At 59.5% G+C, this 23108-nt stretch carries 19 protein-coding genes and 2 pseudogenes; 9 read left to right on the forward strand and 12 right to left on the reverse strand.

Translation table 11 applies throughout. The features are described from left to right. Window positions 1-507: Uma2 family endonuclease (locus C4334_RS04770; protein WP_352430945.1), on the reverse strand; the 507-nt coding region annotated here is incomplete at its 3' end. 2 nt (window positions 508-509) lie between these two features. After that, window positions 510-1517, reverse strand: a complete 1008-nt coding sequence (gene moaA, locus C4334_RS04775) for a GTP 3',8-cyclase MoaA (protein WP_352430946.1) — start codon at window positions 1515-1517, stop codon at window positions 510-512. A 455-nt stretch (window positions 1518-1972) separates the two neighbouring features. On the opposite strand from moaA, the gene C4334_RS04780 reads away from it, so the two are divergent. From C4334_RS04780 to C4334_RS04790, 3 genes are all read left to right on the forward strand, one after another. Beyond that, window positions 1973-2578 (forward strand): hypothetical protein, encoded by a 606-nt coding sequence (locus C4334_RS04780; protein WP_352430947.1) that lies wholly within the window; start codon window positions 1973-1975, stop codon window positions 2576-2578. 88 nt (window positions 2579-2666) lie between these two features. After that, window positions 2667-2963, forward strand: coding sequence for a winged helix-turn-helix domain-containing protein (locus tag C4334_RS04785; protein WP_352430948.1), 297 nt, complete (start codon window positions 2667-2669; stop codon window positions 2961-2963). An 88-nt stretch (window positions 2964-3051) separates the two neighbouring features. Then, a complete protein-coding gene (locus C4334_RS04790) occupies window positions 3052-4695 on the forward strand; it encodes a DUF4153 domain-containing protein (protein ID WP_352430949.1) in 1644 nt (547 codons plus the stop codon). Window positions 4696-4924: 229 nt separating this feature from the next. On the opposite strand, the pseudogene C4334_RS04795 reads toward C4334_RS04790, so the two are convergent. From C4334_RS04795 to amrS, 3 genes and pseudogenes are all read right to left on the reverse strand, one after another. Then, window positions 4925-5005 (reverse strand): annotated as a pseudogene (locus C4334_RS04795) (30S ribosomal protein THX); the annotation flags it as partial. A 169-nt stretch (window positions 5006-5174) separates the two neighbouring features. Beyond that, window positions 5175-6170, reverse strand: coding sequence for a tRNA epoxyqueuosine(34) reductase QueG (gene queG, locus C4334_RS04800; protein WP_352430950.1), 996 nt, complete (start codon window positions 6168-6170; stop codon window positions 5175-5177). Window positions 6171-6192: 22 nt separating this feature from the next. Then, window positions 6193-7266 carry an AmmeMemoRadiSam system radical SAM enzyme gene (gene amrS, locus C4334_RS04805; protein ID WP_352430951.1) on the reverse strand — a complete coding sequence of 358 codons (1074 nt, stop codon included), beginning with the start codon at window positions 7264-7266 and terminating at the stop codon, window positions 6193-6195. A 258-nt stretch (window positions 7267-7524) separates the two neighbouring features. Between amrS and C4334_RS04810 the strand changes: the two genes are divergently transcribed. Both C4334_RS04810 and C4334_RS04815 read left to right on the forward strand, forming a co-directional pair. Further along, window positions 7525-8223, forward strand: coding sequence for an MBL fold metallo-hydrolase (locus tag C4334_RS04810; protein ID WP_352430952.1), 699 nt, complete (start codon window positions 7525-7527; stop codon window positions 8221-8223). A gap of 36 nt (window positions 8224-8259) precedes the next feature. Continuing rightward, window positions 8260-8829 carry a lipocalin family protein gene (locus C4334_RS04815; RefSeq protein ID WP_352430953.1) on the forward strand — a complete coding sequence of 190 codons (570 nt, stop codon included), beginning with the start codon at window positions 8260-8262 and terminating at the stop codon, window positions 8827-8829. A gap of 166 nt (window positions 8830-8995) precedes the next feature. Here C4334_RS04815 and C4334_RS04820 read toward each other — a convergent pair whose 3' ends face one another. From C4334_RS04820 to C4334_RS04840, 5 genes are all read right to left on the reverse strand, one after another. Further along, entirely contained in the window at window positions 8996-9208 is a 213-nt protein-coding gene (locus tag C4334_RS04820) for a hypothetical protein (RefSeq protein WP_352430954.1), read from the reverse strand. Between the two features lie 41 nt (window positions 9209-9249). Beyond that, window positions 9250-10347 carry a class I fructose-bisphosphate aldolase gene (locus C4334_RS04825; RefSeq protein ID WP_352430955.1) on the reverse strand — a complete coding sequence of 366 codons (1098 nt, stop codon included), beginning with the start codon at window positions 10345-10347 and terminating at the stop codon, window positions 9250-9252. 226 nt (window positions 10348-10573) lie between these two features. Continuing rightward, window positions 10574-11680, reverse strand: coding sequence for a site-2 protease family protein (locus C4334_RS04830; RefSeq protein WP_352430956.1), 1107 nt, complete (start codon window positions 11678-11680; stop codon window positions 10574-10576). A gap of 146 nt (window positions 11681-11826) precedes the next feature. After that, the gene (locus tag C4334_RS04835; RefSeq protein ID WP_352430957.1) at window positions 11827-12414 is read right to left on the reverse strand and encodes a DUF2059 domain-containing protein; all 588 of its coding nucleotides are present in this window, start codon (window positions 12412-12414) and stop codon (window positions 11827-11829) included. A 106-nt stretch (window positions 12415-12520) separates the two neighbouring features. Then, complete coding sequence (locus tag C4334_RS04840; RefSeq protein WP_352430958.1) at window positions 12521-13633, reverse strand: rod shape-determining protein; 1113 nt, start codon at window positions 13631-13633, stop codon at window positions 12521-12523. 458 nt (window positions 13634-14091) lie between these two features. On the opposite strand from C4334_RS04840, the gene C4334_RS04845 reads away from it, so the two are divergent. Together C4334_RS04845 and C4334_RS04850 are read left to right on the forward strand one after the other, a co-directional pair. Then, complete coding sequence (locus tag C4334_RS04845; protein WP_352430959.1) at window positions 14092-14316, forward strand: hypothetical protein; 225 nt, start codon at window positions 14092-14094, stop codon at window positions 14314-14316. 137 nt (window positions 14317-14453) lie between these two features. Then, window positions 14454-16247: a putative porin gene (locus tag C4334_RS04850; protein WP_352430960.1), complete on the forward strand. Its 1794-nt coding sequence runs from the start codon at window positions 14454-14456 to the stop codon at window positions 16245-16247. A 157-nt stretch (window positions 16248-16404) separates the two neighbouring features. Here the strand turns inward: C4334_RS04850 and C4334_RS04855 are convergent, their stop codons facing one another. Continuing rightward, a complete protein-coding gene (locus C4334_RS04855) occupies window positions 16405-17301 on the reverse strand; it encodes a zinc ribbon domain-containing protein (protein ID WP_352430961.1) in 897 nt (298 codons plus the stop codon). 479 nt (window positions 17302-17780) lie between these two features. On the opposite strand from C4334_RS04855, the gene C4334_RS04860 reads away from it, so the two are divergent. Then, window positions 17781-21203, forward strand: a complete 3423-nt coding sequence (locus tag C4334_RS04860) for a TonB-dependent receptor (RefSeq protein ID WP_352430962.1) — start codon at window positions 17781-17783, stop codon at window positions 21201-21203. Between the two features lie 198 nt (window positions 21204-21401). Here the strand turns inward: C4334_RS04860 and C4334_RS04865 are convergent, their stop codons facing one another. Then, window positions 21402-22274, reverse strand: a complete 873-nt coding sequence (locus C4334_RS04865) for a hydroxypyruvate isomerase family protein (protein ID WP_352430963.1) — start codon at window positions 22272-22274, stop codon at window positions 21402-21404. A gap of 426 nt (window positions 22275-22700) precedes the next feature. On the opposite strand from C4334_RS04865, the pseudogene C4334_RS14785 reads away from it, so the two are divergent. Then, window positions 22701-22988: pseudogene (locus tag C4334_RS14785) on the forward strand (carboxypeptidase-like regulatory domain-containing protein); the annotation flags it as partial. Window positions 22989-23108 lie beyond the last annotated feature (120 nt).

Raw genomic sequence — 23108 nt, forward strand, 5'->3', positions numbered from 1 at the left:
GTTTGGCAAGCAAACCGGGCGGCTGTTGACACCACGATAGACGGTCACGTTGCCGACATCGTGCGCTCGATGGACGCGCACGACCTCGTCGCTCAACAGATCGACGTCCCACACGACCTTGGTTCCGGCGGCGAAATAGTCGGCGATTTTGCGTGCGATCTCTTGCTCGGCCTTGGGGCCGTGGTCGTGCTCGCTTCGCACCTCAACGGCGAACAAAGGTGCGCCTTCAAAAAACTTCATGCTGTTGATGTCGCCGACGTAGAAGGCCGCATCCGGACAGAAAGATTTGCGGTGCGGAAGATCGACGGCGAATCCGGTGCCGTCTGTAACGGCGTAACCAGCACCCGTTCGTCTCTCATATTCGTAGAGCGAAAGGAAGATGGCGCGCGCGGCATAAAAAGGCAAGCGCCCGGTGGGGGACATCTGCACGACCTCTCCGTTGACGATTTCGGCTTTGCCTTCGACCTTGTACAAGTCTTCCAAGGTCGCGTCCGTTTTCGTCCGCATGCTCAACCTCCGATGAAACTCATCGTTCGCGTCGGTGGGACGAAGTCGGGCTCGTTTATCCGGTGCCCCTTCTCCTTCTTCATCACGACCGCACGAATGAAAGCGCTGATCTCGTCGCGCGAAGCACCGCTTCTGATCACGTCGCGCAGCGAGTGTTCCACCGTGGAAAACAGACAGGTGCGGATTTGTCCGTCGGCGGTCAGACGTATGCGCGAGCAAGCGCCGCAGAACGGTTCCGTGACCGGGGCGATGATGCCGATCTCGCCCGGCGCGCCGTCGGCGAAAAGGAAACGCACGGCCGTGCTCGATCCGCGTTCCTCCTTAACGGGGACGAGCGGAAAACGACGTTCGATGCGTTGACGTATCTCGTCTCCTGACACCACCTTTGCCCGCGACCAGTCATAGGCCGCATCGAGCGGCATGAACTCGATGAATCGCATGACGAGATCGTGCTCGCGCGCAAAAGCCGCCAAATCCGCCACCTCGTCTTCGTTGTACCCGCGAACCACGACGACGTTGATTTTGATCGGGCTGAACCCAACTTCTCGCGCTGCCGCAATGCCGTCAAGCACGCGCCCGAGCGCATCGACTCCTGTGATGCGCGCAAACGACTCGCGACGAAGGCTGTCGAGGCTGATGGTCAATCGATCGAGTCCTGCGGCGCGCAGTTTTGCCGCACGTGCTGGGAGGAAGTAGCCGTTGGTGGTCATCGCCAGATCGCGCAATCCATGCGCTTTGAGGCGGGCCAATTTCGCGACGAGCACCTCTATGTCGCGGCGCATCAACGGCTCGCCGCCCGTCAGGCGGATCTTTTCAATACCGAGCGCGACGAAAACCTCCGCCGCCCGTTCGATCTCCTCGTAGCTCAACATCTGCGCCTTTGGCGCGAAAGGCGGTTCGCCGTGCGGCAAGCAATAGAAGCAACGGAAGTTGCAACGGTCCGTCACAGAGATGCGCAGATCACGGATCGCCCTTCCATACGCATCTGCGAGCAAGATCTCTTGTTCCATCTGTTTTGTCACGAGCCCCGCCTCTTCTGACTCCACATCATACGCCTTTGCATGCGCTTGCTCCAAGCTGCTCGAAAAGGGGAGCGTCTCTTACGCCCGCGCCTTCAACGCTGCGTTTCGTTCGACCGATGACGACCGGCGTCGTCGCACAACGGCAAAGGGAGGCGTTCGGCGATCGGTGCAGAGCGAATCGTGTTGACGTGGCGGGGATGAGCACGTAAGAACGCCTTTCGGCGATTGGCATGGGCTGTGATCTGGCGGACCGTCTTCAGCCGAAAAATCAGGAGAAGATAACTCGGCGGGTTGGTGCAAAGTGAGCCAAAGGGCGATGGCGGGTCGCATCCTTAGTCAGGTCCGGCGGCAGGGCGTCGGTAATGTTGCGCTCTTTAGCGCGCCGCAAACTTTGCAATATAAAGTACTTGACAAAACTGAAAAACCGCCTTATCGTGCGGCCCATGCGTGCGAAGGACGCGACATCCAACGGGCCGATAGCGCTCGATCGCCGCGCGATCGATAACTTGCGGTTTATCCGCGAAACGATGGAGCGTGCCGTCGCCTTTACCGCTGTTTCCGGTTGGGGATTGATCCTGACGGGCGTTGTCGCGTGCGTGGCGGGCGTGCTCGCCGCGCGGACCGATGATCGACGCGCGTGGCTCGAGGTGTGGTTGGGAGCCGCCGCCATCGGCTTTTCCGTCTCGGCGCTCGCGATGTGGAGAAAGGCGCGGCGATCGCAGACTTCGCTCCTATCGAAACCGGGACGCAAGTTGATGATCAACTTCTCGCCGCCCATTTCGGCAGCCGTACTTTTGACCGCTGCTCTCGTGCGAAGCGAGCAGTTCGATCTTCTTCCGGCGATGTGGATGCTGCTTTACGGCGCGGGTGTGACGACCGGCGGCGCGTTCTCTGTGCGTCCAGTGCCGCTCATGGGCGTTTGCTTCATGCTCATGGGCGCGTTTGCGCTCTTTGGCGGGTCGGCGTGGCGGGACGGGTTGATGGTCGCGTCCTTTGGCGGGCTGCACCTCGTTTTCGGATTCCTGATTGCGAGAAAGTATGGCGGTTAGACGAGCGATTTCGACCTCTTGCGAAACGAAGTGTGAAACGGGCAGGGAAGCGGGCGAAAGAGGCGCGCGCAAAAGGCGCGCTATGGAGTTGGACCGTTTGATTCACGAGCGAGTAAGGCTTGGCCTGCTTAGCGCACTAGCGGCTGGCGGCCCTCTAGCCTTCAGCGAGTTGAAGGAGATCGTTGGAACGACCGACGGCAACTTGAGCGTTCATGCGCGCAAGCTCGAGGATGCAAGATACATCGTCTGCAACAAAGGGTTTGATGGGCGCACGCCGAGGACTGAATACAACATCACGGCAAAGGGGCGACGCGCGCTCAAAAGATACTTGGACCATATGGAAGCGTTGATTCGTGCGGCGCGCGAGGCGACGGATTCGAAGTGAGAAGATTCAAGTCCTTGTGGCAAACAAAGCTCATGGTCAACCGTGAAACTAGCGCCAAAGACTGGCGCGTGAAAAAGCCCAAGCCTTTGTGGCGAACAGTGAACAGTGGCTCGGCGCGCGGTACGGTTCGTTCAAGAGGGCTGCGATCTCAACCAACGGCCATGTTTGCGGGCTTTCGTTGCTTGATGGAGGCGTGATGTTGAACGGAAGCAAGACGGCGATGCTCATTTTGGAGGGCGGCCTATTCCTCGGCGTGTTAGGGGATCTGCTTTTCCGCTCCGGCGGACTCGGCGTGAACTTTCTCTTGTGGATGTGCTTGTTCTTCTTCTGGTCTTTCACGTTGCTGCGTCGTGCAAGGCGCTTCGAGTTAGCGGAAGCGAGCGTATTCTTCGCCATGGCGCTTTTTTGTGCCTTGGGCGTCGCATGGCGGGAATCGCCGATGTTGATCCTGTGGGACATTTGCGGGATCTGCTTGGCGCTTGTGATGATCGCTTGGCACGGACGCGGCAAAAGCCTTCGCTCCGCTGGAGCGCTGGACTACCTAAGCGCCGCGCTGTTGGCGGCGAAAGATGTCATCGTCGGTGCGCCGATGTTGATCCTTCAAGACTTAACGTGGAAGGATAAGGCGCGTCCCGCTTGGATGAGACGCGCCACGTCGGTTGCGGTCGGGATCGCCCTCGCCATCCCTTTGCTCTTCTTCTTCGGCGTATTGCTCGCTGCGGCTGACTCGATTTTCGCGCAACTATTGGAAATGAGCTTGAAAAGGATCGTTGATGTGCCCTTGGACGAGATCTTCTCTCACGTCTTCGCGATCGCTTTTCTGACTTGGGTTGTCAGCGGTTTCCTGCGTGGCATGGCTTTCGGCACCGCACTCGGCTCGATTGGTCGAAACCACGGAGACGAAACGATCTCATCGCTGGATTTATCGGGGACGAAATCGAGCGAGCGTCGCTTGAGCAAAATGGCGGGCCAGTCGCTGGGGATCGTCGAGGTCGGGCTTCCGCTCGGTCTGTTGAACTTGTTGTTTCTCGCGTTCGTCATCGTTCAGTTTCGTTACCTTTTCGGTGGTGCATCGTTAGTCGAAGTGACGACCGGGTTGACTTATTCTGAATACGCGCGACATGGCTTCTTCGAGTTGGTCGTGGTAGCGGCGCTGGTGTTGTCGTTGTTGTGGGGTGCGCAGTGGATCATCGAGCGAAGCGGCGATCAAAGAGGCGAGAAGGTCTTCCGCGCGCTGGCGATCGTGCAACTTTTGCTTGTCGGCATCATCATGCTCTCGGCGCTCAGGCGCATGCTCCTTTACACGGACGCATACGGACTGACGACCTCGCGCTTTTACGCGACGGCGTTCATGTGCTGGTTGGCAGCGGTGTTCATGTGGTTTGCGGTGACCGTGTTGCGCGGGCGGCGCGCGCGTTTCCTTTACGGCGCCGTGTCGTTCTGGTTGGTGCTGTTGGTTGCGCTTCACGCGATGAACCCTGAAGGCTTTATCGTGCGAGTCAATGCCGCGCGCGCCGACTTCGATGTGACTTACGCCGCCACGCTGAGCGACGATGCGGTTCCGACGCTGATCCAAGCGCTACCGGATTTGGCGGAGGATCAGCGGCGAAAGGTCGCCGAACAGCTTCTTCAGAGCGTTTGCCGCCCGACCGAGGAGCGGACTGACTGGCGCAACTGGACCGTTGCGAAGTGGCAGGCGGCGCGCGCTTGCGCAAAAGCCGGGCTTCGCTGATGGTCGCTCAAAGACGAAAGGCTCGCGCGGGAAGAGTCGGCTTTGGAAAGCTCGCGCGACGCGATGAAAGAAAAATCCCCCGAAGTCGCGCTCGAAGGCGCAACCGATGCGCGAAGGAGCGTTTTACGCCAGAGCGCAATCAGGCTTTTGCGACTTGAGTCTCGTTTGCCGGAGTCTCTTTACTCTGCTCGCTCGTGGCTGAGGTTTGCTCTTTGGTCACATCTTTTCTCCTCTTTTTGCGCGGGCGCGTTTTTCCGTAGGTGCCACGAAAGATCTTCCCACGCCTCGTGCGCAGGTCTCCTTTGCCCATGATCTCTTTGCTCCTTTGCTGCTTTTGATAGGTCGTCTGCGTGAGATCGAGCGTGCGCTCGACGAAAACCGAGATTATCGGTGCAAGGGACGCAAAAGGCAAGCGCCCACGTTTGCGAGGCGAAGCCGTTTGTGGAAAAGCTTTTTCAGCGATCGCTCGTCGGGCGAAGTCAGCTTTCGTCGCGCCTTTCATCGCGTTGCTCGTTGTGAGCGAGCAACGCGCGCGCCGTCCTCTTCAGGCCGGAGAGCTTGGCGCGTTTGATGGCGCTATGGCGAAACTTCTCGACGTAAGTCTCGTGTTCCATCTCAACTATCTCGGTGAGCGGCAAAGCGGTTTGTCCGCCGCGCGGCGCAAAGCGCGCTTCGTCGGTCGGTTGCTCGAATCTGTTCCACGGGCAGACGTCCTGACAGATATCGCAGCCGAAGAGCCATCCTTCGAGGTTGCATGCGATTTCGGCGGGGATCTCTTCGGAACGGAGCTCAATGGTCGCATACGAGATGCAGCGGCCAGCATCCACCACGCGCGGTTCGATGATGGCTCTCGTCGGGCAAGCTTCCAAGCAGAGCGTACACGTGCCGCAGTGGTCTTCCGCGAATGGGGGGTCGGGTTCGAGTTCGAGATCGAGGATGAGTTCGCCCAAGAAAACCCACGAGCCGTATTCGCGCGTGATCAGGTTGGAGTGCTTGCCGATCCAGCCCAACCCCGCGCGCACGGCCCAAGCTTTGTCCATCGCAGGTTGAGCATCGACGCAAGTTTTGCCCTGCGTTCCGGGCCACTCGTTTTGAATCCATGAAAGCAGCGCGCGCAGCTTCTCTTCGATGACCAGATGGTAATCATCGCCCCAAGCGTAACGCGAAATCTTGCCGCGCGTCGGATCCGCAGCGTGTTCATGCGGCGTGTAGTAGTTGAGCGCGGTGGCGATCACCGAACGGGCTGAGGGGAGCAGTTGGTGTGGATCGGTTCGCCGTTCGGCATCGCGCGCCATCCAGCGCATGGTGGCATGAAAGCCGCGCCGCACCCAATCTTCAAGGCGCGCTCGTTCTGCGAGCAGCGGTTCGGCGCGCGCGATGCCGACTTTGTGAAAGCCGAGTGCGAGCGCGCGTTCTTTGATCCTGACGGCGCGCGCGCGCGCGTCGTCTCGCTCCGGTTTCGCCCCTTCGTTCACGCTCTGCCTTTCGTTTTAAGCTTTAGGACCAGATGCCAGGTATCGTTGCTCCGCACGTCGGACAGTGGCCGTCGGGCGTTACGCGGACGCGACGCACGACGAAGCCGTAGCGCTCGACGAGCAATTCGTCGCAACGCGGGCAATAGGTGTTCTCCCAGCGCCCGACGCGCCCAGGCAGGTTGCCCGCATAAACGTAGCGCAGACCGGCTCGGCGTCCGATCTCGCAAGCGCGAATGAGCTGCTCGGCGGTGGTGTTTGGATTGTCCGTCATTTTGTAATCTTGATGAAACGCGGTGACGTGCCACGGGATGTCGGGCGAGACGCTGGCGATGAACTCCGCCGCGCGGCGCAGTTCGTCTTCGGAATCGTTGAAGCCGGGCACGACGAGCGTCACGATCTCTTCCCAGAAGCCGCGTTTGTGAACCATCTTGATCGTTTCGAGGATGTTATCGAGCACGCCGCCCAACTGACGATAGCTGCGGTCGTTCATCGCCTTCAGATCTATCTTGTAGCAATCGGTCCACGGGCGGAGGAAGTCGAGCACTTGCGGCGTCGCATTGCCGTTCGAGATGAATGCCGTTCGCAGTCCCGCCGCTTTCGCCCGCTTGAAGACTTCGACGGCCCATTCAGCCGTGATCAGTGGCTCGTTGTAGCTCGAACCGATCAACTGCGCGCCGTAGCTTTGCGCCAGCGAAACGAGCCGGTCGGCGGTGACGAAGCGCGGCAACGTCCCCGCCGCCTCATCGCGCAGCGCCTGCGAGGTGAGCCAATTCTGGCAGTATGCGCAATGGAGGTCGCAACCGAGCATGCCGAAGGTGAGCGTGTCCGAGCCAGGAAGGACGTGGAAAAAGGGCTTCTTTTCAGTCGGGTCGCAGGCGAGCGCCGCGACGTAATTCATCGGCACCATCAGCTTGCCGCCGCGATTGAAGCGCACTTTGCAGATGCCGCGCCGCCCTTGTTTGATCAAACAACGGTGGCCGCAGGCGTAGCAGCGAAGCGAACCGTCCGGGTAGCGTTCGGTCAATTCGGGCGCGCCCTCGGCAGTCAATTCGTCCAGAACTTCGGCCAGCGTCGCAGCACGTTGGGTAATCGGCATCTCAGATTTCCTTCCTCGCTCGGTGGCGAACCGTGTTGCAAAGGGATTATACTTCCAAATGAAGATGAAAGGGGCATCGCCAAATTTTGGATCTTTGACGGACGAGACGCTGCGCGTACATTTCGCCAACGCGCATCGAGTCGTCACCAACGATTTAGATGATCTGACGGATGGCATCTGATGCCACTTTGAGCAAAACGAGCTACGCCCTCGATTGCACACCGACAAGGGACGGCTCGTCGAAGACGAGAAGCGAGCATGATCGTTCAAACGTTTGTCGTTTCGCCTTTTCAACAGAACTCGCGGTTAGTCATCTGCGAGCGAACGCGCCGCGCCATGGTCATTGATCCAGGGGACGTAACTGGTGCCCGTCGCGTCGCAACTATTCTGGATCGGCACGGATTCGCCCTTCAGGCTATCGCGCTGACACACGCGCACACGGATCACATCGGCGGCGTCGGCGAGTTGAAGAAGTTGAAGCCGGAGGCCGAAATCATCCTTCATCCGGCGGATGAAGCGATGTACCGCGCTTTGCCGGAGCAGCCCGCTTGGCTCGGCATCCCGCGCGCCGAGTGGTCGCGGCTCGGTTTGGTCTATGCTGCGCCGCCTCCGGTCGACAGGTATTGGCAAGAGGGCGAGGTGTATGCGTTGGGAGATCTGCGATTCGAGGTCCTTCACACGCCCGGCCATGCTCCCGGTCACGTCGTTCTGTTCGAACCCAAAGAGCGGACGCTCTTCGGGGGCGATTGCCTTTTTGCCGGATCCATCGGGAGGACGGATTTGCCTGGTGGCTCTTTCGAGCAGTTGATGGATTCGATCCACAACCGCATCCTGCCGCTTGGCGATGATGTGTTGGTTTGCGTCGGGCACGGACCCGATACGACCATCGGGCAGGAGCGGCGGACGAACCCGTTTCTGACCGGAGCTTATACGATCGAAGAATTCGGTTTCGGTTGAGGAGGCGTTTGGACGATGCGGGAAAATTCCAAAGGGATGCTCAGAACGATCTTGGTCGCGAGTTTGACGACGCTGGCTGTTGCCGGCGTCGCTCGGGCGATCGCGCGCGATGACAGACCGCAGGTCGTCTCGCGGGTTGATCTCGATCGTTACGTTGGCACATGGTACGAGATCGCGCGCTATCCGAACCGCTTCCAGCGGCAGTGCGTTGGCGACACCACGGCGACTTACGAACTTCGCCCCGACGGCAAGATCCGCGTCACCAACCGGTGCCGAAAAAGGGACGGCAAATTCGATACGGCCAAAGGCACGGCGCGCGTGGTCGATAAACGGACCAACGCCAAGCTCAAGGTCACCTTCTTCTGGCCGTTTTCGGGCGATTACTGGATCATCGATCTCGATCCGGACTACCGTTATGCCGTTGTGGGCGCGCCGTCGCGCAAGTACCTGTGGATATTGAGTCGGACGCCGCAACTGGACGAAGCGACTTATCGGCGCATACTGGAGCGCGTCGCGGCACAAGGTTTCGATGTCGAACGCTTGGTCAAAACGCCGCAGAGGGCGGGAGCAACTGAGCGGAAAAACGCCGAAATCGTGAGCCGCTAACGCGAATTAACCGAGCGGGGACTTCGGCCAGCGATACGCAGGCGTTCGGTCACGCGCTGCTGTCTGGCTCGGCGCGCGCTCTTGCCAAGCAATCTGTTCGAAGATAAGGAAGCGGAACGAGCGTCGTTCCGCTTCCCCTTGCAAGAGTGGCGAAGCGCTTCCGCGCTTACCCCAAATTGGCTTGTTTCAGTTCTTCCCACCGTCGCCTCTTTTCTTCTTCTAAATCGCTTGGAAGCGTCTCGATGGGGATGCCCTCTTCAGCGCAAAACTTTCGCCACAGGACGAAACGGACGTCGAGCTGTCCGGTTTCATCCGAGATGGCGTTCGGAATTTTCTGCGAGGTCTGCTCGTCGGGGTTGATCTTCTCTCGTTGGTTCACTTCGTTTCAGATTTTACATCCTTGTTCTTCGGTGCTTTCCGTTATGCCACGGTGATCTCTGCGGCCAAGTACACGTCTTGAATCGCGTGGAGCAATTCGACGCCTTCGGCCATTGGTCGTTGAAAAGCTTTGCGCCCGGAGATGAGGCCCATGCCGCCGCCGCGCTTGTTGATCACCGCCGTGCGCACGGCCTCTTGCAAATCGCTCTTGCCTTTGGATTCGCCGCCGGAATTGATCAGTCCGCAACGCCCCATGTAGCAGTTGGCGACTTGATAGCGGACGAGGTCGATTGGATGATCGCTCGTCAACTCTTCGTAAACCTTCTTGTTCGTCTTACCGTAGGGCGATTCGTGACCGAGCACGAGGTAGCCGCCGTTTCTTTCAGGGAGTTTCTGTTTGATCAAGTCGGCTTGCATGGTCACGCCGAGGTGATTGGCTTGGCCGGTCAAATCAGCGGCCGTGTGCATGTCGCCTTCGGGCGTTTTGAATTTCGGGTTGCGCAGATAACACCAGAGGATGGTCGCCATGCCGAGTTCGTGGGCGTAAGCGAAGGCTTCAGCGATCTCGGTGATCTGGCGCGTGGATTCCTCGGAGCCAAAATAGACGGTTGCCCCGACGGCGACCGCGCCCATGTCGCGTGCTTGCTCGACGGTGCCGAAAAGTATTTGGTCGAACTTGTTCGGATAGGTCAGCAGTTCGTTGTGGTTGATCTTGACGATGAACGGGATCTTGTGCGCGTACTTGCGCGCGACGGAGCCGAGCACGCCGAAGGTCGAAGCGACCGCGTTGCACCCGCCTTCGATGGCGAGCCGGACGATGTTCTCCGGGTCGAAGTAGTCCGGATTAGGAGCAAACGAGGCGCCCGCCGAATGTTCGACGCCTTGATCCACTGGAAGAATAGAGAGGTAGCCTGTGCCCGCAAGGCGTCCGTGATTGAAAAGCGCTTGCAGCGAGCGGAGCACTGGGGTCGGGCGATCCGACAGCGCCCAGACGCGATCGACGAAGTCCGGTCCGGGAAGATGAAGCTTCTCTTTCGGGATGGTGCGCGATTGGTGCTCGAGCAGCTTGTGCGCTTCGTCGCCGAGCAACGATTCGATGCGCGTCACGATGTCGCCCCCTTGCTTGATCTGCGTAACCATACTCGGTCGATTCCTCCTTCTTATCTTTTGACCTGACGGAAGAAAGGTCGCTCCCAACAAAGAGCGAAGATTATATCACGCGCGCGCGATCACCGGTTAAATTTTTCGAGGGCCGGAGACGAACTGCGGTGCCGAAAACAAGTCCGCGTGTGGGTCGTTTAAACTCGGCGTATTGTTACACCTCAGCTTCGACGCGCCCCAGCGAAAGAACGTCGAACCCGAAGCGCTAAAACTTATGTCCTAAGGCATCAATCAGTCCAATCAACGTCCCCTTTTCATCAACGACGACCAACGCACGCAATCCATTTCGCTTCATCTTCTCTATAGCGGAGCGGAGCGGCATGGAAGCTTCGACGATGAGATCCTTGTTGACGGGGCGCATCGCTTCCGCGACGCGCGTTCGGTACCACTTGTCAGGTGTAAGTCGGCTCAAATCTTCCAAAGATAGCAGCCCGTAGAGCCGTCCGTCGCGTGCGATCAGATAGACGGTCCGCTGATGCAGCGGCAAGATGTTATTGATGAAGTGGCTGATGAGAAGGTCGGGATCGAGCGCCATCGGAGCGAGCATGATGTCGGCGACACAGCGTTCGCTCGCTGGACGGAGCACAGCGCGCGCCGCATCCCACAGGAAGAGGCCGACCAAACCGGACCAGAGCGCCATGAACGGATCGCCGAGACGGAAGTAGAAGTAGAGACCGAAAACGACGAGCAAGGCGGCGATGATCTGTCCGCCCAAACAGGCTGTGCGCGTCGCTTCGCGCAAGCGTCCTGTGCGGTGCCAGAGAAAGGCGCGCAGGATGCGCCCGCCATCGAGCGGATAACCGGGCAATAGATTGAAGACGGCGATCAGCAGATTCCACCACCCGACGATGAAGAAGGCCGCCGCGGCCACGTAAAACTTCGCCGTCGCGGCCAGCGTCATCGCGCCGAAGGCGACGAGCGCGAAGACGAAACTCGACGCCGGTCCGGCGAGCGCGATGCGAAATTCCGCTCCTGGATCCTCAGGTTCGCGCCGCAAACGCGCCAAGCCACCGAAAGGATGGAGCACGATCTCTTCGATCTCTATCCCTTCGGCGCGGGCGACGAGCGCGTGCGCCAGCTCGTGACCGAAGATCGAAAGAAAGAGCGCCACCGTTGTTGCGACGCCGATCGCCCAAGCCAAAGGTTCATCAACGCGCACAAGGCGCGTCGTCGTCGTCCCGCGCGTGAAATTGATGGCGAGAACGTAAACGCTCAACGCGAAGATGATGAACCAGCGCCCATCGATGCGCACCGGAATGGCGCGCACGCGCGCAACCTGAAACTTCCTGTTGAAAAAACCGAAGAGACTCATGCTCGCAGTGACCTTAACCGCGCCGCTTACGTGCGCGTTAGCGCGCAAAGATGTTGGACGCGGGCAGGAGCCGTGTTCGAGAGAAAAAGCGGCGTCGCCTGCCGATGCTTCAACCCGCTTTTGCTTCCCGTCGGAAGGAAGGCGGATCAGTCACGCGTCCTCGCGGGCGGACCTTTGATGCCGTACCGTTTCAACTCTTCGGTCAGCAATTCACGAAGTACCATATCCATTTGCGGCCAGAGCTTGAGTTGAGCCTTTTGCACGGCTTCGGCGGCCATGCGCGGCGTAAGCGTCACGATCTTTTGCCCAACGGGAGAGCGGTAGAATGCAACCAGCGCTTGCAGCTCTTCAGTGGTGAAGAGTTGGTCGTAGATCTCGGTTTGAAACTCTTCGGCAATGGCGGCGAAATCGATCCTCTGCGCCACCCTTTCGCGTATCTTCCGGTTCGTTGCGTCGAGTCTCGCGGCAAACGACTCGATGATTCGCTTCTTTTGTGTCGGCGTCAGGCTTGGATCGACCGCGATGGTTGCTTCGAAGCTTTGCTTTAGTTGTTCTACAAAGAAGTTGTCGAGTAACTCGGAGATCTGGGTGGCGTTGTTTCTCACTTGAAGCAGGTCATTGAGCTGCCGAATGAGCGCCAGCTTTTCGGGCGAAATGGTCCCTTGCGCGTGAGCCAACGGTGCGATTGAGGCGAAAGCCAGAAAGATCATCGTTCGACCGGTATGTCTGAGCATGCTTACACCTCCCCTCTGGAATGATTGATCGAAGGGGGGCGCGTCCGTGCCGTTCACCGCACGCCCGCACAAAGCGACTGTTGAAGATGGTGACCGCCAGTTGACGTTAACCCTCCAAAGGACTCGGTTGAGCGCCGACGATCGGATAGTGCTCTTGCCGGGTGACGCGCCGCAGTAGAAGCGGTTCGTCGAAAAGCTGAGCCAGCCCGCGCACGATGGCGTAGCGCGGCTCGTCGGCGACGCGCGTTGCCAGTTGCGTCTCTTTCTGCAAAAACTGCGCCATGCCTTCAAGCAGTGCGCCGCCGCCCGTCAAGATAATGCCGCGGTCGTAAATGTCGGCGGCGACTTCGGGTTGCAACTCGGCGAGCGAATTGCGCACCTCTTCGGCGATCTTGCGCACGATGGCTTGCGTAACGATGTAGATCTCGCCCGCTGTGACATCAACTGCGCCGGGCCGCCCCGTTTGAACATCTCGCCCGCGCACGTTGATGCGCTTATCTGGATCTTTTGGCTCGATGGCCGAACCGAGATCGATCTTCAACCGCTCGGCGGTCGGTTCGCCGATGATCAGGCCGCGGTAACGGCGCAAACGGTCGAGGATGGCCGCGTCGATGTCGGAGCTCCCGATCCGTTCGGCGTGCGATTGAATGATCGTGCCGCGCGCGACGACGGCGACGTTGGTCGTGCTCGCGCCGATGTCCACCACGGCTGCCGCGTGCGGATCGTCAACGCGAATGCCGGCGCCGATGGCTGCGGCGAGTCCCTCTTCGACCATATAAACGCGCCCGATGTGAGCGTGTTCGGCGGCGGCCAGCAACGCGCGCTGTTCGACTTGGGTGACGCCCGATAGCACGCTCATGATAGCGCGGCGGCTGAAATGCGAAAAACCGCTGCGCGCCTTGCGCACGAAGTATTCGAGCATCTGCTGCGTGCGTTCGAAATCGGCGACCACGCCATCGACTAGCGGCGCGATCAACGTGATATCGCGCGCTTCGCGCCCCCACATCTCTTGGGCTTCGCGTCCGATGGCCACCACTTCGCCGGTGATCTTGTTGACGGCGACCACGGACGGTTCATCGACGACGATGCCGCGCCCGCGCACGGCGATGATCGTCGAAGCCGATCCCATGTCGATTGCCATCGAATCGGAAACGAGATCGCGCAGGCGATTAAAGCGCATGAAGGAGCGGGTCTTCTGCATGAGTGAGTAGGATGACATAGCGACTCAAAAAGTTTTGCGGCCCATTTCGGGCACTGAACCGAGTTTACCGGGAGCTTTCAAAGCGCGAATTCATGCGCACGAAATCGGAAACGGTTCCGCGCCGGACGAGTATGGCAGCCAGCTTTGCCTTCGGCGGTTACTTCCGTTCGCGCCACAAAAGTTTACTCCGAACGGCGCGCGATTCCAACAGCCGTGACGGTGGGCACAGTCGGTCCGGCGAGTTGCCTTGCGCGCGGGGTGGGTTGCGGATTGGGCGCACGACGAAAGTCGTTTCACTTGGGCGTTGGGCGGATTTGCCGCTCCCAAGACCGGTTATATGCGCCGCCGAGCTTTCTTTGCGTAACTTTCATGTAACTTTTTGTTAACGCCGACCGGTTGGATTCCCCGTACGGGTCGGGCTATACTCGGTAAGCTTCTGAAGCTTTCCCGAGTATCACACAGGAGCCGCTTGACCCGTGTCGATTGCCAACGAGTTAAGTAGCGAGGTCGCCGTGGCGATGATCGCGCGCAGCGACAGTCAGTCGGTTCGATCCGTGCAAGATATGACGCAGATCCTGCTGGCCTTTCATCACGCGCTGAGAACCATTACGGCAGAATCTCGACGCCGAAGGCGCAATGAAATCGCTCGTCGGCAGGCGATGGATGGATTCGGTAACAGCGCGGCTTTTAGCGGACATTGAGCGACCGCCAGCTTTAGCGCGTTTCGGCTCGTCGCGAAACGTGAAAGAGCGCGACTGGGGCTTGTTGCAGCTCGCGCGAAGCGCGGATCGCACTGCCTTTCGATCTCAACCACAACTGGGAAGAGGATGCTTTGCCGATGAACAAACCGAAGCTCCGCCCTTTTTTTGTGTACCTGCTCGTTCAGCTTGCGTTCAGCTCGATCGCCGTCGCGCAAGAGCGCCTAACCCCCGACGCAGCAGCCTCTTCCGATGCACGCGCGCTCGATGAGATGCGACGCGAACTGCGCGCGCAACGTGCGGAGATCGAGCGGCTACGCGCGGCGCTGGCTGCGCAAATGCGTCTCATCGAAGAGATGCGCGCGCGCATCGAAGCTCAAGCGGTCGCAAATGGTTCGCGCGATTCGGTCGGTCTCGCTGCTGCCAACGGGCGCTCTTCGACAACAGATTCAAAAGAGTCGCCTCGCGGTGCGATTCAACCGGCAAGCGTCGAGCCGCGCGATTCGACGACCAGCGCGCAGGCCGCGCCGGTCGGGCAAGGTGTTGAGGCGCGCCTTACGCGGGTTGAAGCCGAGAGCAAGCGGACCGCTGAGACCGTGCGTCGGCAGCTCGGCTCGATCAGTTTCAGCGGCGACCTGCGCCTTCGCTACGAGGGCTTTTACGGGCAATTGAACGCGCAACCGAGCCTCGCCATCCCTGGCACAGTCGGCAACGATCTTTCTTCACGTCACCGCTTGCGCGTGCGCGCCCGGTTGGCGATGCGCGGCACCGTTGGACGCGATCTGGCTTGGGGGTTGCGGCTTGCAACCGGAAGTTATGCGGATGCTATTTCGTCCAATCAAACGTTGACCGATTTCTTCAATCGCAAACCGTTTGCGCTCGATCAAGCCTTCGTCGCTTGGACGCCGAAGCGCCTTGCCGGTTTGAAGTTGCAGGGCGGCAAATTTGAAGCGCCGTGGCTTCGGACCGAGATGACCTTCGATGAAGATCTGCAATTCGAAGGCTTCAGTCAGTCTTACACCAAGAGCTTCGAGACCGGCACGGTGCGCGAGCTTGCCGCAGTCGCGTGGCAGTTCCCCTTTCTCGAACGCAATGCGACGTTGGTGGTGGACCAAAACGGCAGGTTGAACCTTGAAGAATCGCGCCGTGCCGGGCGCGATCTGGCGCTCTTCGGTGCACAAGCGCGAGCGCGTCTGGCTTTCGGCGAGAGAACTCGGTTAACGCTTGCTGTGGCCGAGATCTATTTTTCGGGCACGCAGTTCATCACGCCCGCGCAATTTTTCGGCAACGGAGTGCAATTGCCCGTCACGGTCAAAATCCCGGCAACCGCAACGACGCCAGCGCAGACGGTCACTGCACAGGTCGTCATCCCACGCGATCTGCTCGTTGCGGGAAATGGAAACCTCGGACTGTCGTCTGCGACCAACAACGCCATCAATCGCGACGGGCGGCTCGCATCTGGCTTTAACTTGATCGATTTCATCGGCAAGCTCGAATTGGCGCACAACCGCCGCTTCCCCGTCACGCTGATCTTCAACTCCGTCGTCAACACGCGCACTCGTCCGGTGACCATCGCCGGACCAAATGGCAACCCTCTCGTGCTGCCAAACGATGAGGGCGCGGGCTACTGGGCTGAGCTGCAAGTCGGCAAAACGCGCGAACGCGGCGACATGCTCTTCGGTTACACCTTGATGCGCATCGAAAAGGATGCCGTTTTGACGCCATTTAACTTCTCCGACATCGAGCGCCAGTCAGACGTGCGCGCGCACCGCTTCGTCTTCAGTTACGCCGCTGATGCGCGCGTCGTGATCAATGTGACCGGCATCGTCACGCAACGGATGCACGGTCTGCTCGGCGTCTTCGGTAACACGCCTCCGGGGTCGCTCAATCATCCGACGGCGCGCTTGCAAATCGATACGATCCTCAGGTTTTGACCGCGCTCAAGTCGCCCACAGTTCTCAAAGCCGCGGCGCGCAGCCGGGTGACTCGCAGCGCAGCGCGCGCCGCGTGTGGCTAGCTGACAACGGCCCATTGCGGCGAACGTTCGCCGCAGTGGTGGTCTCCGCCGGACCAGCGGACTCGCAGGATAGGCTACCGAAGCGGAGCGAGGGTGTTGGTCCGACGCCGGGCGAATTCACAAGGATCGCGGATTTGCCCGAAAGGCTGCGTTCTGCTTCGCCATCTCCACCAGCGGGGGCCTCGTGAATCGAGGATTCGCCCCTCTTCCTGCTTGGAGCTTTGCTGGTCGTTTTCGAGTAGTTCCGTCGTCCCTTCAGCGATCGATGGTGGCGCGGCGTGCGATTTGATGGCGTGCGAGGGAGGAGGAAGCTGTGCCGTCGGACTCGGTCCAACGATGAGCGTCTTCGGTTGTTTGCGCTCCAGCTTCTTGAACGTCGCGCGCATCTTCCTCAGCGTCCACGAAAGCTGCGCCGCACCAAGCAGCACGAAGAAGAGCGGCAAAAAAGTACTGGGTTTGCTGGCTATCGCGATGACGATGGCGGCGAAGAGAACGAGGATGAGGCTCGCCCACGTCTGCTGGTAGGCGCTCCTCAACCCGCTGCCGAGTTTCATCAGTTCGGTTTCGCTCGGTTCCATGAGCGTGTTCATCGGCGCGCCGCAACGCCGACAAAAGCGCGAGTCTTCGGCAGCCGACGCGCCGCACGCATAGCACACCAGCGCAAAGTTTCGCTGCGCCGCGCTGGCGGCAATGGCTTCCGCTTCGAGTTCCAGCAATTTGCCGTCTTTGGAAGAAAGAAATGGGTGGTCGATTTCGTAGTCGAAAGTGACTTTGAAGAGGCGGGGGCGTTGTTGGCGCAAGGTGACGGTCAGTTTCGCACTGTAATCGAAGAGCTCGTAGGACAGGCCGAGCTTGCCCCAAAAGTGCGCGCGCCGCCGAGCGATAAGTGGCAGATCGCTGATCACTTGGTAACCGAATCGTTCAATAGCCTGCGCCAGACGCGCGCGCAAGTCCTCTTCGTCTCCGGTCATGGTGACGAACGCCGAATACTCGGCTCTTTACTCCCCAATAAGACCAGTACATCGTGGCTAACCCCTTCGTTTGCCGACGAATCGGTTTGCCGAACGCGCCTCGAGTTCGTTGACGAAAATTCGATATCAGTCTCTTTCTCCGTGCATCTTTGAAATACGTTCACCGGGCGTTGCTTGTTTCAAGTCTGAAGACTTCGCCGCACGGACGTTGCGGCAGTCCCCCGGAGATTTTGCGCCAAAACGAGCCTTCTTGCCACCCTTTAGCGGGGGCGATTGGCCAACAGGAGGTGCCCGATCTTTTTTCATGTAACGAACATTTAAGGTTCTATTCAACCCGTCTTAATGTCGGCGCAGTAACGTGCTGTTCGTTCGAGCTGCCTCAAACGACCCTCCGCCAGCGGATCTCGGTCCGCCTGCGTCTGCCTCTTTCGGCGGACCGTGGGTGATGACCGTCTTCATCAATCCTGTAGGAGGAACCGATGTCACGCTTGATGATTCGTAGTTTGGCTTGGCGGCTCGCCTTCTCGCTATCGGTCTGGTTGTGCTTCGGAGCTTGGGCCGCGGCGCAAACGGATCAGGGGCGCATCAACGGTTTGGTGCGCGACATCAACGGCGCGGTAGTCGCCGGCGCGACCATCACCGTACGCAACGAACGCACAGGCGAAGAGCGTTCTGCCACGACGAACCAAGATGGATTCTATGCGGTGACGACGCTCAAACCATCCAGCTACAGCATCGTCGCCAGCGCGCCTAATTTCGCTCCGGCGCAAGTTTCGGGCGTCCTGTTAGCTGTCGGTCAAGAGCTGAATTTGAACCTCACTTTGCAGCCCGTTGGCATTGCCGCTTCGGTCAACGTCGTGAGCGCCGACGAAGCGGCGATCGACATGAGTTCAGCGCGCATTGGCGCCAACGTCAATCAGCGCGAAGTGCAGTCGCTTCCGATCAACGGACGGCAGCTATCGCAGCTCTACTTGCAGGCGCCGGGATCGGTCAACAGCGGCTCCGGCACATACGGCGACATACGTTTTTCGGGACGCGCCGTCGAGCAGAACATCATTCGTCTGGACGGCATCGAAGGCACGGCGATCATCGATGCTTCGCCCGGCAACCTGAACGGCGAAATCCCGTCGCCCTTCCGTTTGCAGACGAGCTTGGAGAACGTACAAGAGTTTCGCGTCGAATCGAACAGCTACCCGGCGGAATACGGCACGGGCACGGGCGGACAGATCACCGTCATCAGCAAATCAGGTTCAAATGAGTTTCACGGTTCGGCCTTTGAGTATTTGCGTAACGATGCGCTCGATGCGCGCAATTTCTTCGATCTCGACAAAAAATCGCCGCTTCGGTTGAACCAATTCGGCGGTTCCATCGGCGGGCCGATCATCCCGAACCGCTTCTTCTTCTTCCTGAGCTACGAAGGATACAGACTCCGTTCCGGCATCAACTCGATCGAAGCCGTGCCTTCCGCCGCGGTGCGCGCGCGGGCTGTGCCGGCCATTGTGCCGTTGCTCGATGCGTTTCGCGGGCCGGGAGCGGTGATTTTGCCCGGCGCTTCGGCTAACCCCGATTTCGAGATCGCGCAACTGCAATCGGTCGCGCGCGTGGACGAAAACGCCGTCGGCGCGCGTTTCGACTACAAGTTCAACGACCGATATTCGCTCTTCTTCCGCTACTACCGCGATCAAGGGACCAACGACCAACCGGAAGGCGTCACGGGGCGTCGCGCCTTCGTGCGCGCCGTGCCGCAAAACGCCGTGCTCTCTTTTCAACAAGTGCTGACGCCGCAGACGATCAACGAGACCAAGATCGGCTTCAACGAAGCGTTGACGCGCGTCAACGGCATCGCCCCGACGGTCAACGGCATAGATCTTTCGCGCCTCACGATCAACATCACGGGCAGCGTCGCCAACGTCGGCATCGCCGGACAAGGCTCTTCGTCAGGCGTCGCCGTGCCGGGTGGACTCTTGCGTCAGAACAGCGCGACCAACGGGCGCGGTGCACCGTACACGCCCTATTCGATCTCGTTCATCGATAATTTGAACCACACGCGGGGCAATCACGCCATCAAACTCGGCGGCGAAATCCGCCTCGTGCGCATGTACACGGATCGGCTCGGCGGGACGACCTATACCTATCAGAACCTGAGCGCGTTTTTGGCGAACACGGCGCAGTCGGTCCAGTTCCTCGGCGACCTGAGCGCGCCGAGCGTCTTCAACAACGGCGCGACCGGCGAGCGCTTCGCCAAACAAGAGTATTACATCGGCTACGCGCAGGATGAGTGGCGCGTGCGGCCTAATCTGACGCTCAACTACGGCTTGCGTTACGAGTATTACACGCCGCTCAGAGAGGCGCGCAATTTGGCCGTCGTCTTCGACATCAACAACGGGACACTGCTTGCGCCCGATAGACCCTATTTCAAATCGAGCCGGACCAATTTCGGCCCGCGCGTCGCCGTGGCTTGGATGCCGAAGCCGAACGGACGCGGCTTTTTCGGCGGCGGACGCACCGTTTTGCGCGCCGGATTTGGCATCTACTACGGACCCGGCCAAACGGAGGATCAGATTCAACCCATCGAGAGCGACCGCGTCAGTTCCACCTTGAGCAACGTCGCCAACGCTTTTCCGCAAGACCCGGCGGTGCTGACGGCGAACTTCATCAACAATCCGCTCGACCGACGGTTCCAGCCGCGCGCCTACGCTCCCGAATACGAGATCCCCGAGCGCGTTTACCAGTACAGCGTCTCGCTGCAACAGGAACTTGCTTACAAACTCGTGCTGACAGCGGCTTACGTCGGAAGCCAGGGGCGCAACCTCTTCTTGCGCAACTTCACCAATCGCATTCTGCCAGGTTCGGCGACCGTGCTGACTGGCTCGAACTATCCGACCGGGGTCGGCATCATCAATGAAGTCGACGCAACAGGAAATCTTGTGCGCGCCGTCGTCGTGCGACAATTCGACATCGTGCAGGGAAACCGAGTTCTGCGTCCGTATGCCGAGATCGACTTCAAGACGAGCGGCGGAAGCGATAGCTACAACGCGCTGCAACTTGCGCTGAGCCGAAGGTTGACCTCTGGTTTGACGCTTAACTCGCAATATACGCTCGGCCGCAGCTATGGCAATTCGAGCGGGTCGAACGAAGCGCTCACCGCCGGCAACCCGTTCGATTACAACTACGACCGCGGCTATAACGCTTTCGACATTCGCCATAGCTTCAACTTGAGCGCCGTTTACTCGCTCCCGTTCGGTCGCGGGCAAGCCTTTTTGCGCGACGTGGGCGCGCTCGGTCAAGCGTTGATCGGAAACTGGGAGCTCGCGGCCATCTTCAACGCGCGGAGCGGATTGCCGCTCGACGTTCGCGTCGTGCGACCGGACATCGTTTACGTCGATGCCAACGGCAACGTCTTCAACAATCCGGCGCCGGATCGGCGCGCCGTGATCAACACGCCCGGCGGCGGTTCATCGCGCAACGTGCGCCGCCCCGATCTCATTCCAGGCGTCAACCCGTACCTCGGCGATGATCGCCGCTTCTTGAATCCGGCGGCGTTCGCCATCCCGGCGCCCGGAAAGTTCGGCAACCTAAAGCGTGGTCTGTTGCGCGGGCCGAACTTCAAGCAGTTCGATCTGGTTATCGTCAAGCGTTTCCCGCTCGCCGAGCGAAGCAACCTTGAGCTTCGCGCCGAATTCTTCAATTTGTTCAACATTACGAACTTCGCCAATCCGCCCGTGACGCTGCCGAACGCGCTGCCCAACAGTTCTCTTGCCGAAAGCAATCGCGTTCAGCCGGGGCAGCCGTTCACACAGGCGGCGGCGGGCGTTTTCGGCATCTTGAACCGCACGGTGGAAAGGACAGTCGGATTGGGCACCAATCGCCAAGTGCAACTGGCTGTGAGGTTCAATTTCTGATAGCTGTGTGAAACGCTTTCCGACGAGGCCGTTTCTGTAAAGAGCGGGGCGTTTCAGGGCGCGTGTGCTTTATCCCGTGTGCATGGGATGAAGCACACGCTTGCTTTTACTGCGGTGCGCTCGAAGCTGCCGGAAGTATGGAAAAGCGGGCAAATCCACCTCGTCCTCAGTTCGGAACTTGCGGCGGCTGAGCCTAGGTCAAACGTCACAAAGGATCACGGCTTCGCGCAAAGACTGAAGCGGATCGCGTGTCGGGATGAATTCGTGCGCGAGATAGCCTTTAAACCCCGTTTCGACGATGGCGCGACAGATGGCGGGCCAGTTCAGCTCTTGCGTATCGTCCAGTTCGTGCCGCCCGGGGACACCGCCCGTATGATAGTGGGCGATGTACGAGTGGTTCTCTCGGATCGTGCGGATGATGTCGCCTTCCATGATCTGCATGTGGTAGATGTCGTAAAGAAGCTTGACGCGCGGCGAAGCGACGGCTTTGACCACTTGCACGCCGAACGACGTGCGATCTCCTTGATAATCTTTGTGATCGGATTTGCTGTTGAGCAGTTCGATGCAGATGTTGACGCCGTAATCCTCGGCCATCTTCTTGATGCGGTTGAGTCCAGCGACGCAGTTTTCAATCGCTTCAGCATCGCTCATGCCGCGTCGGTTGCCGAAAAAGGCGATCAGGTTCGGCACGCCCGATTTCGCCGCCACGGGAATGCTCTGCTGAAAACCTTTCACGATCAGATCGTGATTAGCGCGATCGTTAAGACCCCGCGTGATCTCGGCGCCCACCGCCGGATAACCCATCGAGCAGGTCAGACCGTAACGCCGCACGATGGGCCATTCTTCTTCGCGCAACAGATCGATCGCCGTCAAGCCCATCTCGGCTACGGCACGCGCAAAATCGGTTAACGGAATACGGTTGTACGGCCAACGCGAAACGGATTGCCGAAGGCGCCCGCGTTGAACGGCTTTGCGCGCTGCTTGTTGTGGGGCGGAAGAGGTCGATCTCGAGAAGAATGCCGCTGTGAGCGCGGCGCCAGCGCTCCTTATCGCGTCGCGTCGGTTCATCATGGTTGGTTTTCTGCTCCTTTTCGAGGGGGCGATGCATGGCGTCCATCTTTTTAACTCATTTGCCGCCCTTCGCCAAGCTTTTCCCGATGATCTCTGCCATACGTTGCCGAGGACCACGACCAGCCAGAAGCGCGGTCCTCTTCCTGCTACGAACAAGCCTTTGTCGCTATGAGGAGCATCAACCGACTTCAAGACGCCGTTCGCTTGCAGGGCGTTCGTCGGTTGCCGCGGCAACGGCACGGCGTTAACCGAATTTTAAGACACCGTTCACCTTGAATTAAACCGGTCGTGAAATGCTGGCGCGCAATCGCTTTTCAAACGGGAGCGACAGCCTCGACGCTTGAGAGAAAAGGAGTGACCACGATGAATCACACACGACCCCGTCGAAACCAGATAAGCCTGCATGGCTTAATGACCTTTCTCTTCATGAGTCTTGCGCCGTTTGTGGACGGTACGGAGTTCACCGGCCGTGCGCAAAGCGGCCCGACTGGCAGCTTGAGCGGCATTGTGACCGATGCCAACGGCGCCGTGCTGGCGGGCGTTACCGTCACCGTGCGGGATCCGCAGACGGGATTGCAGCGCATCGTTTCGACCAACGGCGAAGGACGTTGGACCGTGCCGGCGCTTCCCGTCGGCGATTACGAAATCACGTACGAAATGGCCGGCTTCAAAAAGCTTGTGCGCGAGCGCGTTTCGGTCGAAGCCGCCGTGCCGCGCACGCTGGAAGATCGCTTGGAAGTGGGCGAAATCGGCGCAGCGATCACCGTCACCGAGAACGCCTCGTTGCTGACGCCTGATACGGCAGCGACGTTCCGTCAGCTTTCGGCTGAAGAG

The sequence above is a fragment of the Pyrinomonas sp. genome (assembly GCF_040289685.1).
Lineage (GTDB): Bacteria > Acidobacteriota > Blastocatellia > Pyrinomonadales > Pyrinomonadaceae > Pyrinomonas.

Excerpts from the sequence above, each read along its gene's own strand:
- C4334_RS04850 (WP_352430960.1), top strand. The coding sequence starts at position 14,454 with ATGAACAAACCGAAGCTCCGCCCTTTTTTTGTGTACCTGCTCGTTCAG.
- C4334_RS04860 (WP_352430962.1), top strand. The coding sequence starts at position 17,781 with ATGTCACGCTTGATGATTCGTAGTTTGGCTTGGCGGCTCGCCTTCTCG.
- C4334_RS04835 (WP_352430957.1), bottom strand. The coding sequence starts at position 12,414 with ATGCTCAGACATACCGGTCGAACGATGATCTTTCTGGCTTTCGCCTCA.
- C4334_RS04855 (WP_352430961.1), bottom strand. The coding sequence starts at position 17,301 with ATGACCGGAGACGAAGAGGACTTGCGCGCGCGTCTGGCGCAGGCTATT.
- C4334_RS04810 (WP_352430952.1), top strand. The coding sequence starts at position 7,525 with ATGATCGTTCAAACGTTTGTCGTTTCGCCTTTTCAACAGAACTCGCGG.
- moaA (WP_352430946.1), bottom strand. The coding sequence starts at position 1,517 with ATGGAACAAGAGATCTTGCTCGCAGATGCGTATGGAAGGGCGATCCGT.
- C4334_RS04830 (WP_352430956.1), bottom strand. The coding sequence starts at position 11,680 with ATGAGTCTCTTCGGTTTTTTCAACAGGAAGTTTCAGGTTGCGCGCGTG.
- C4334_RS04865 (WP_352430963.1), bottom strand. The coding sequence starts at position 22,274 with ATGATGAACCGACGCGACGCGATAAGGAGCGCTGGCGCCGCGCTCACA.
- amrS (WP_352430951.1), bottom strand. The coding sequence starts at position 7,266 with ATGCCGATTACCCAACGTGCTGCGACGCTGGCCGAAGTTCTGGACGAA.
- C4334_RS04840 (WP_352430958.1), bottom strand. The coding sequence starts at position 13,633 with ATGTCATCCTACTCACTCATGCAGAAGACCCGCTCCTTCATGCGCTTT.
- C4334_RS04780 (WP_352430947.1), top strand. The coding sequence starts at position 1,973 with ATGCGTGCGAAGGACGCGACATCCAACGGGCCGATAGCGCTCGATCGC.
- C4334_RS04815 (WP_352430953.1), top strand. The coding sequence starts at position 8,260 with ATGCTCAGAACGATCTTGGTCGCGAGTTTGACGACGCTGGCTGTTGCC.
- C4334_RS04825 (WP_352430955.1), bottom strand. The coding sequence starts at position 10,347 with ATGGTTACGCAGATCAAGCAAGGGGGCGACATCGTGACGCGCATCGAA.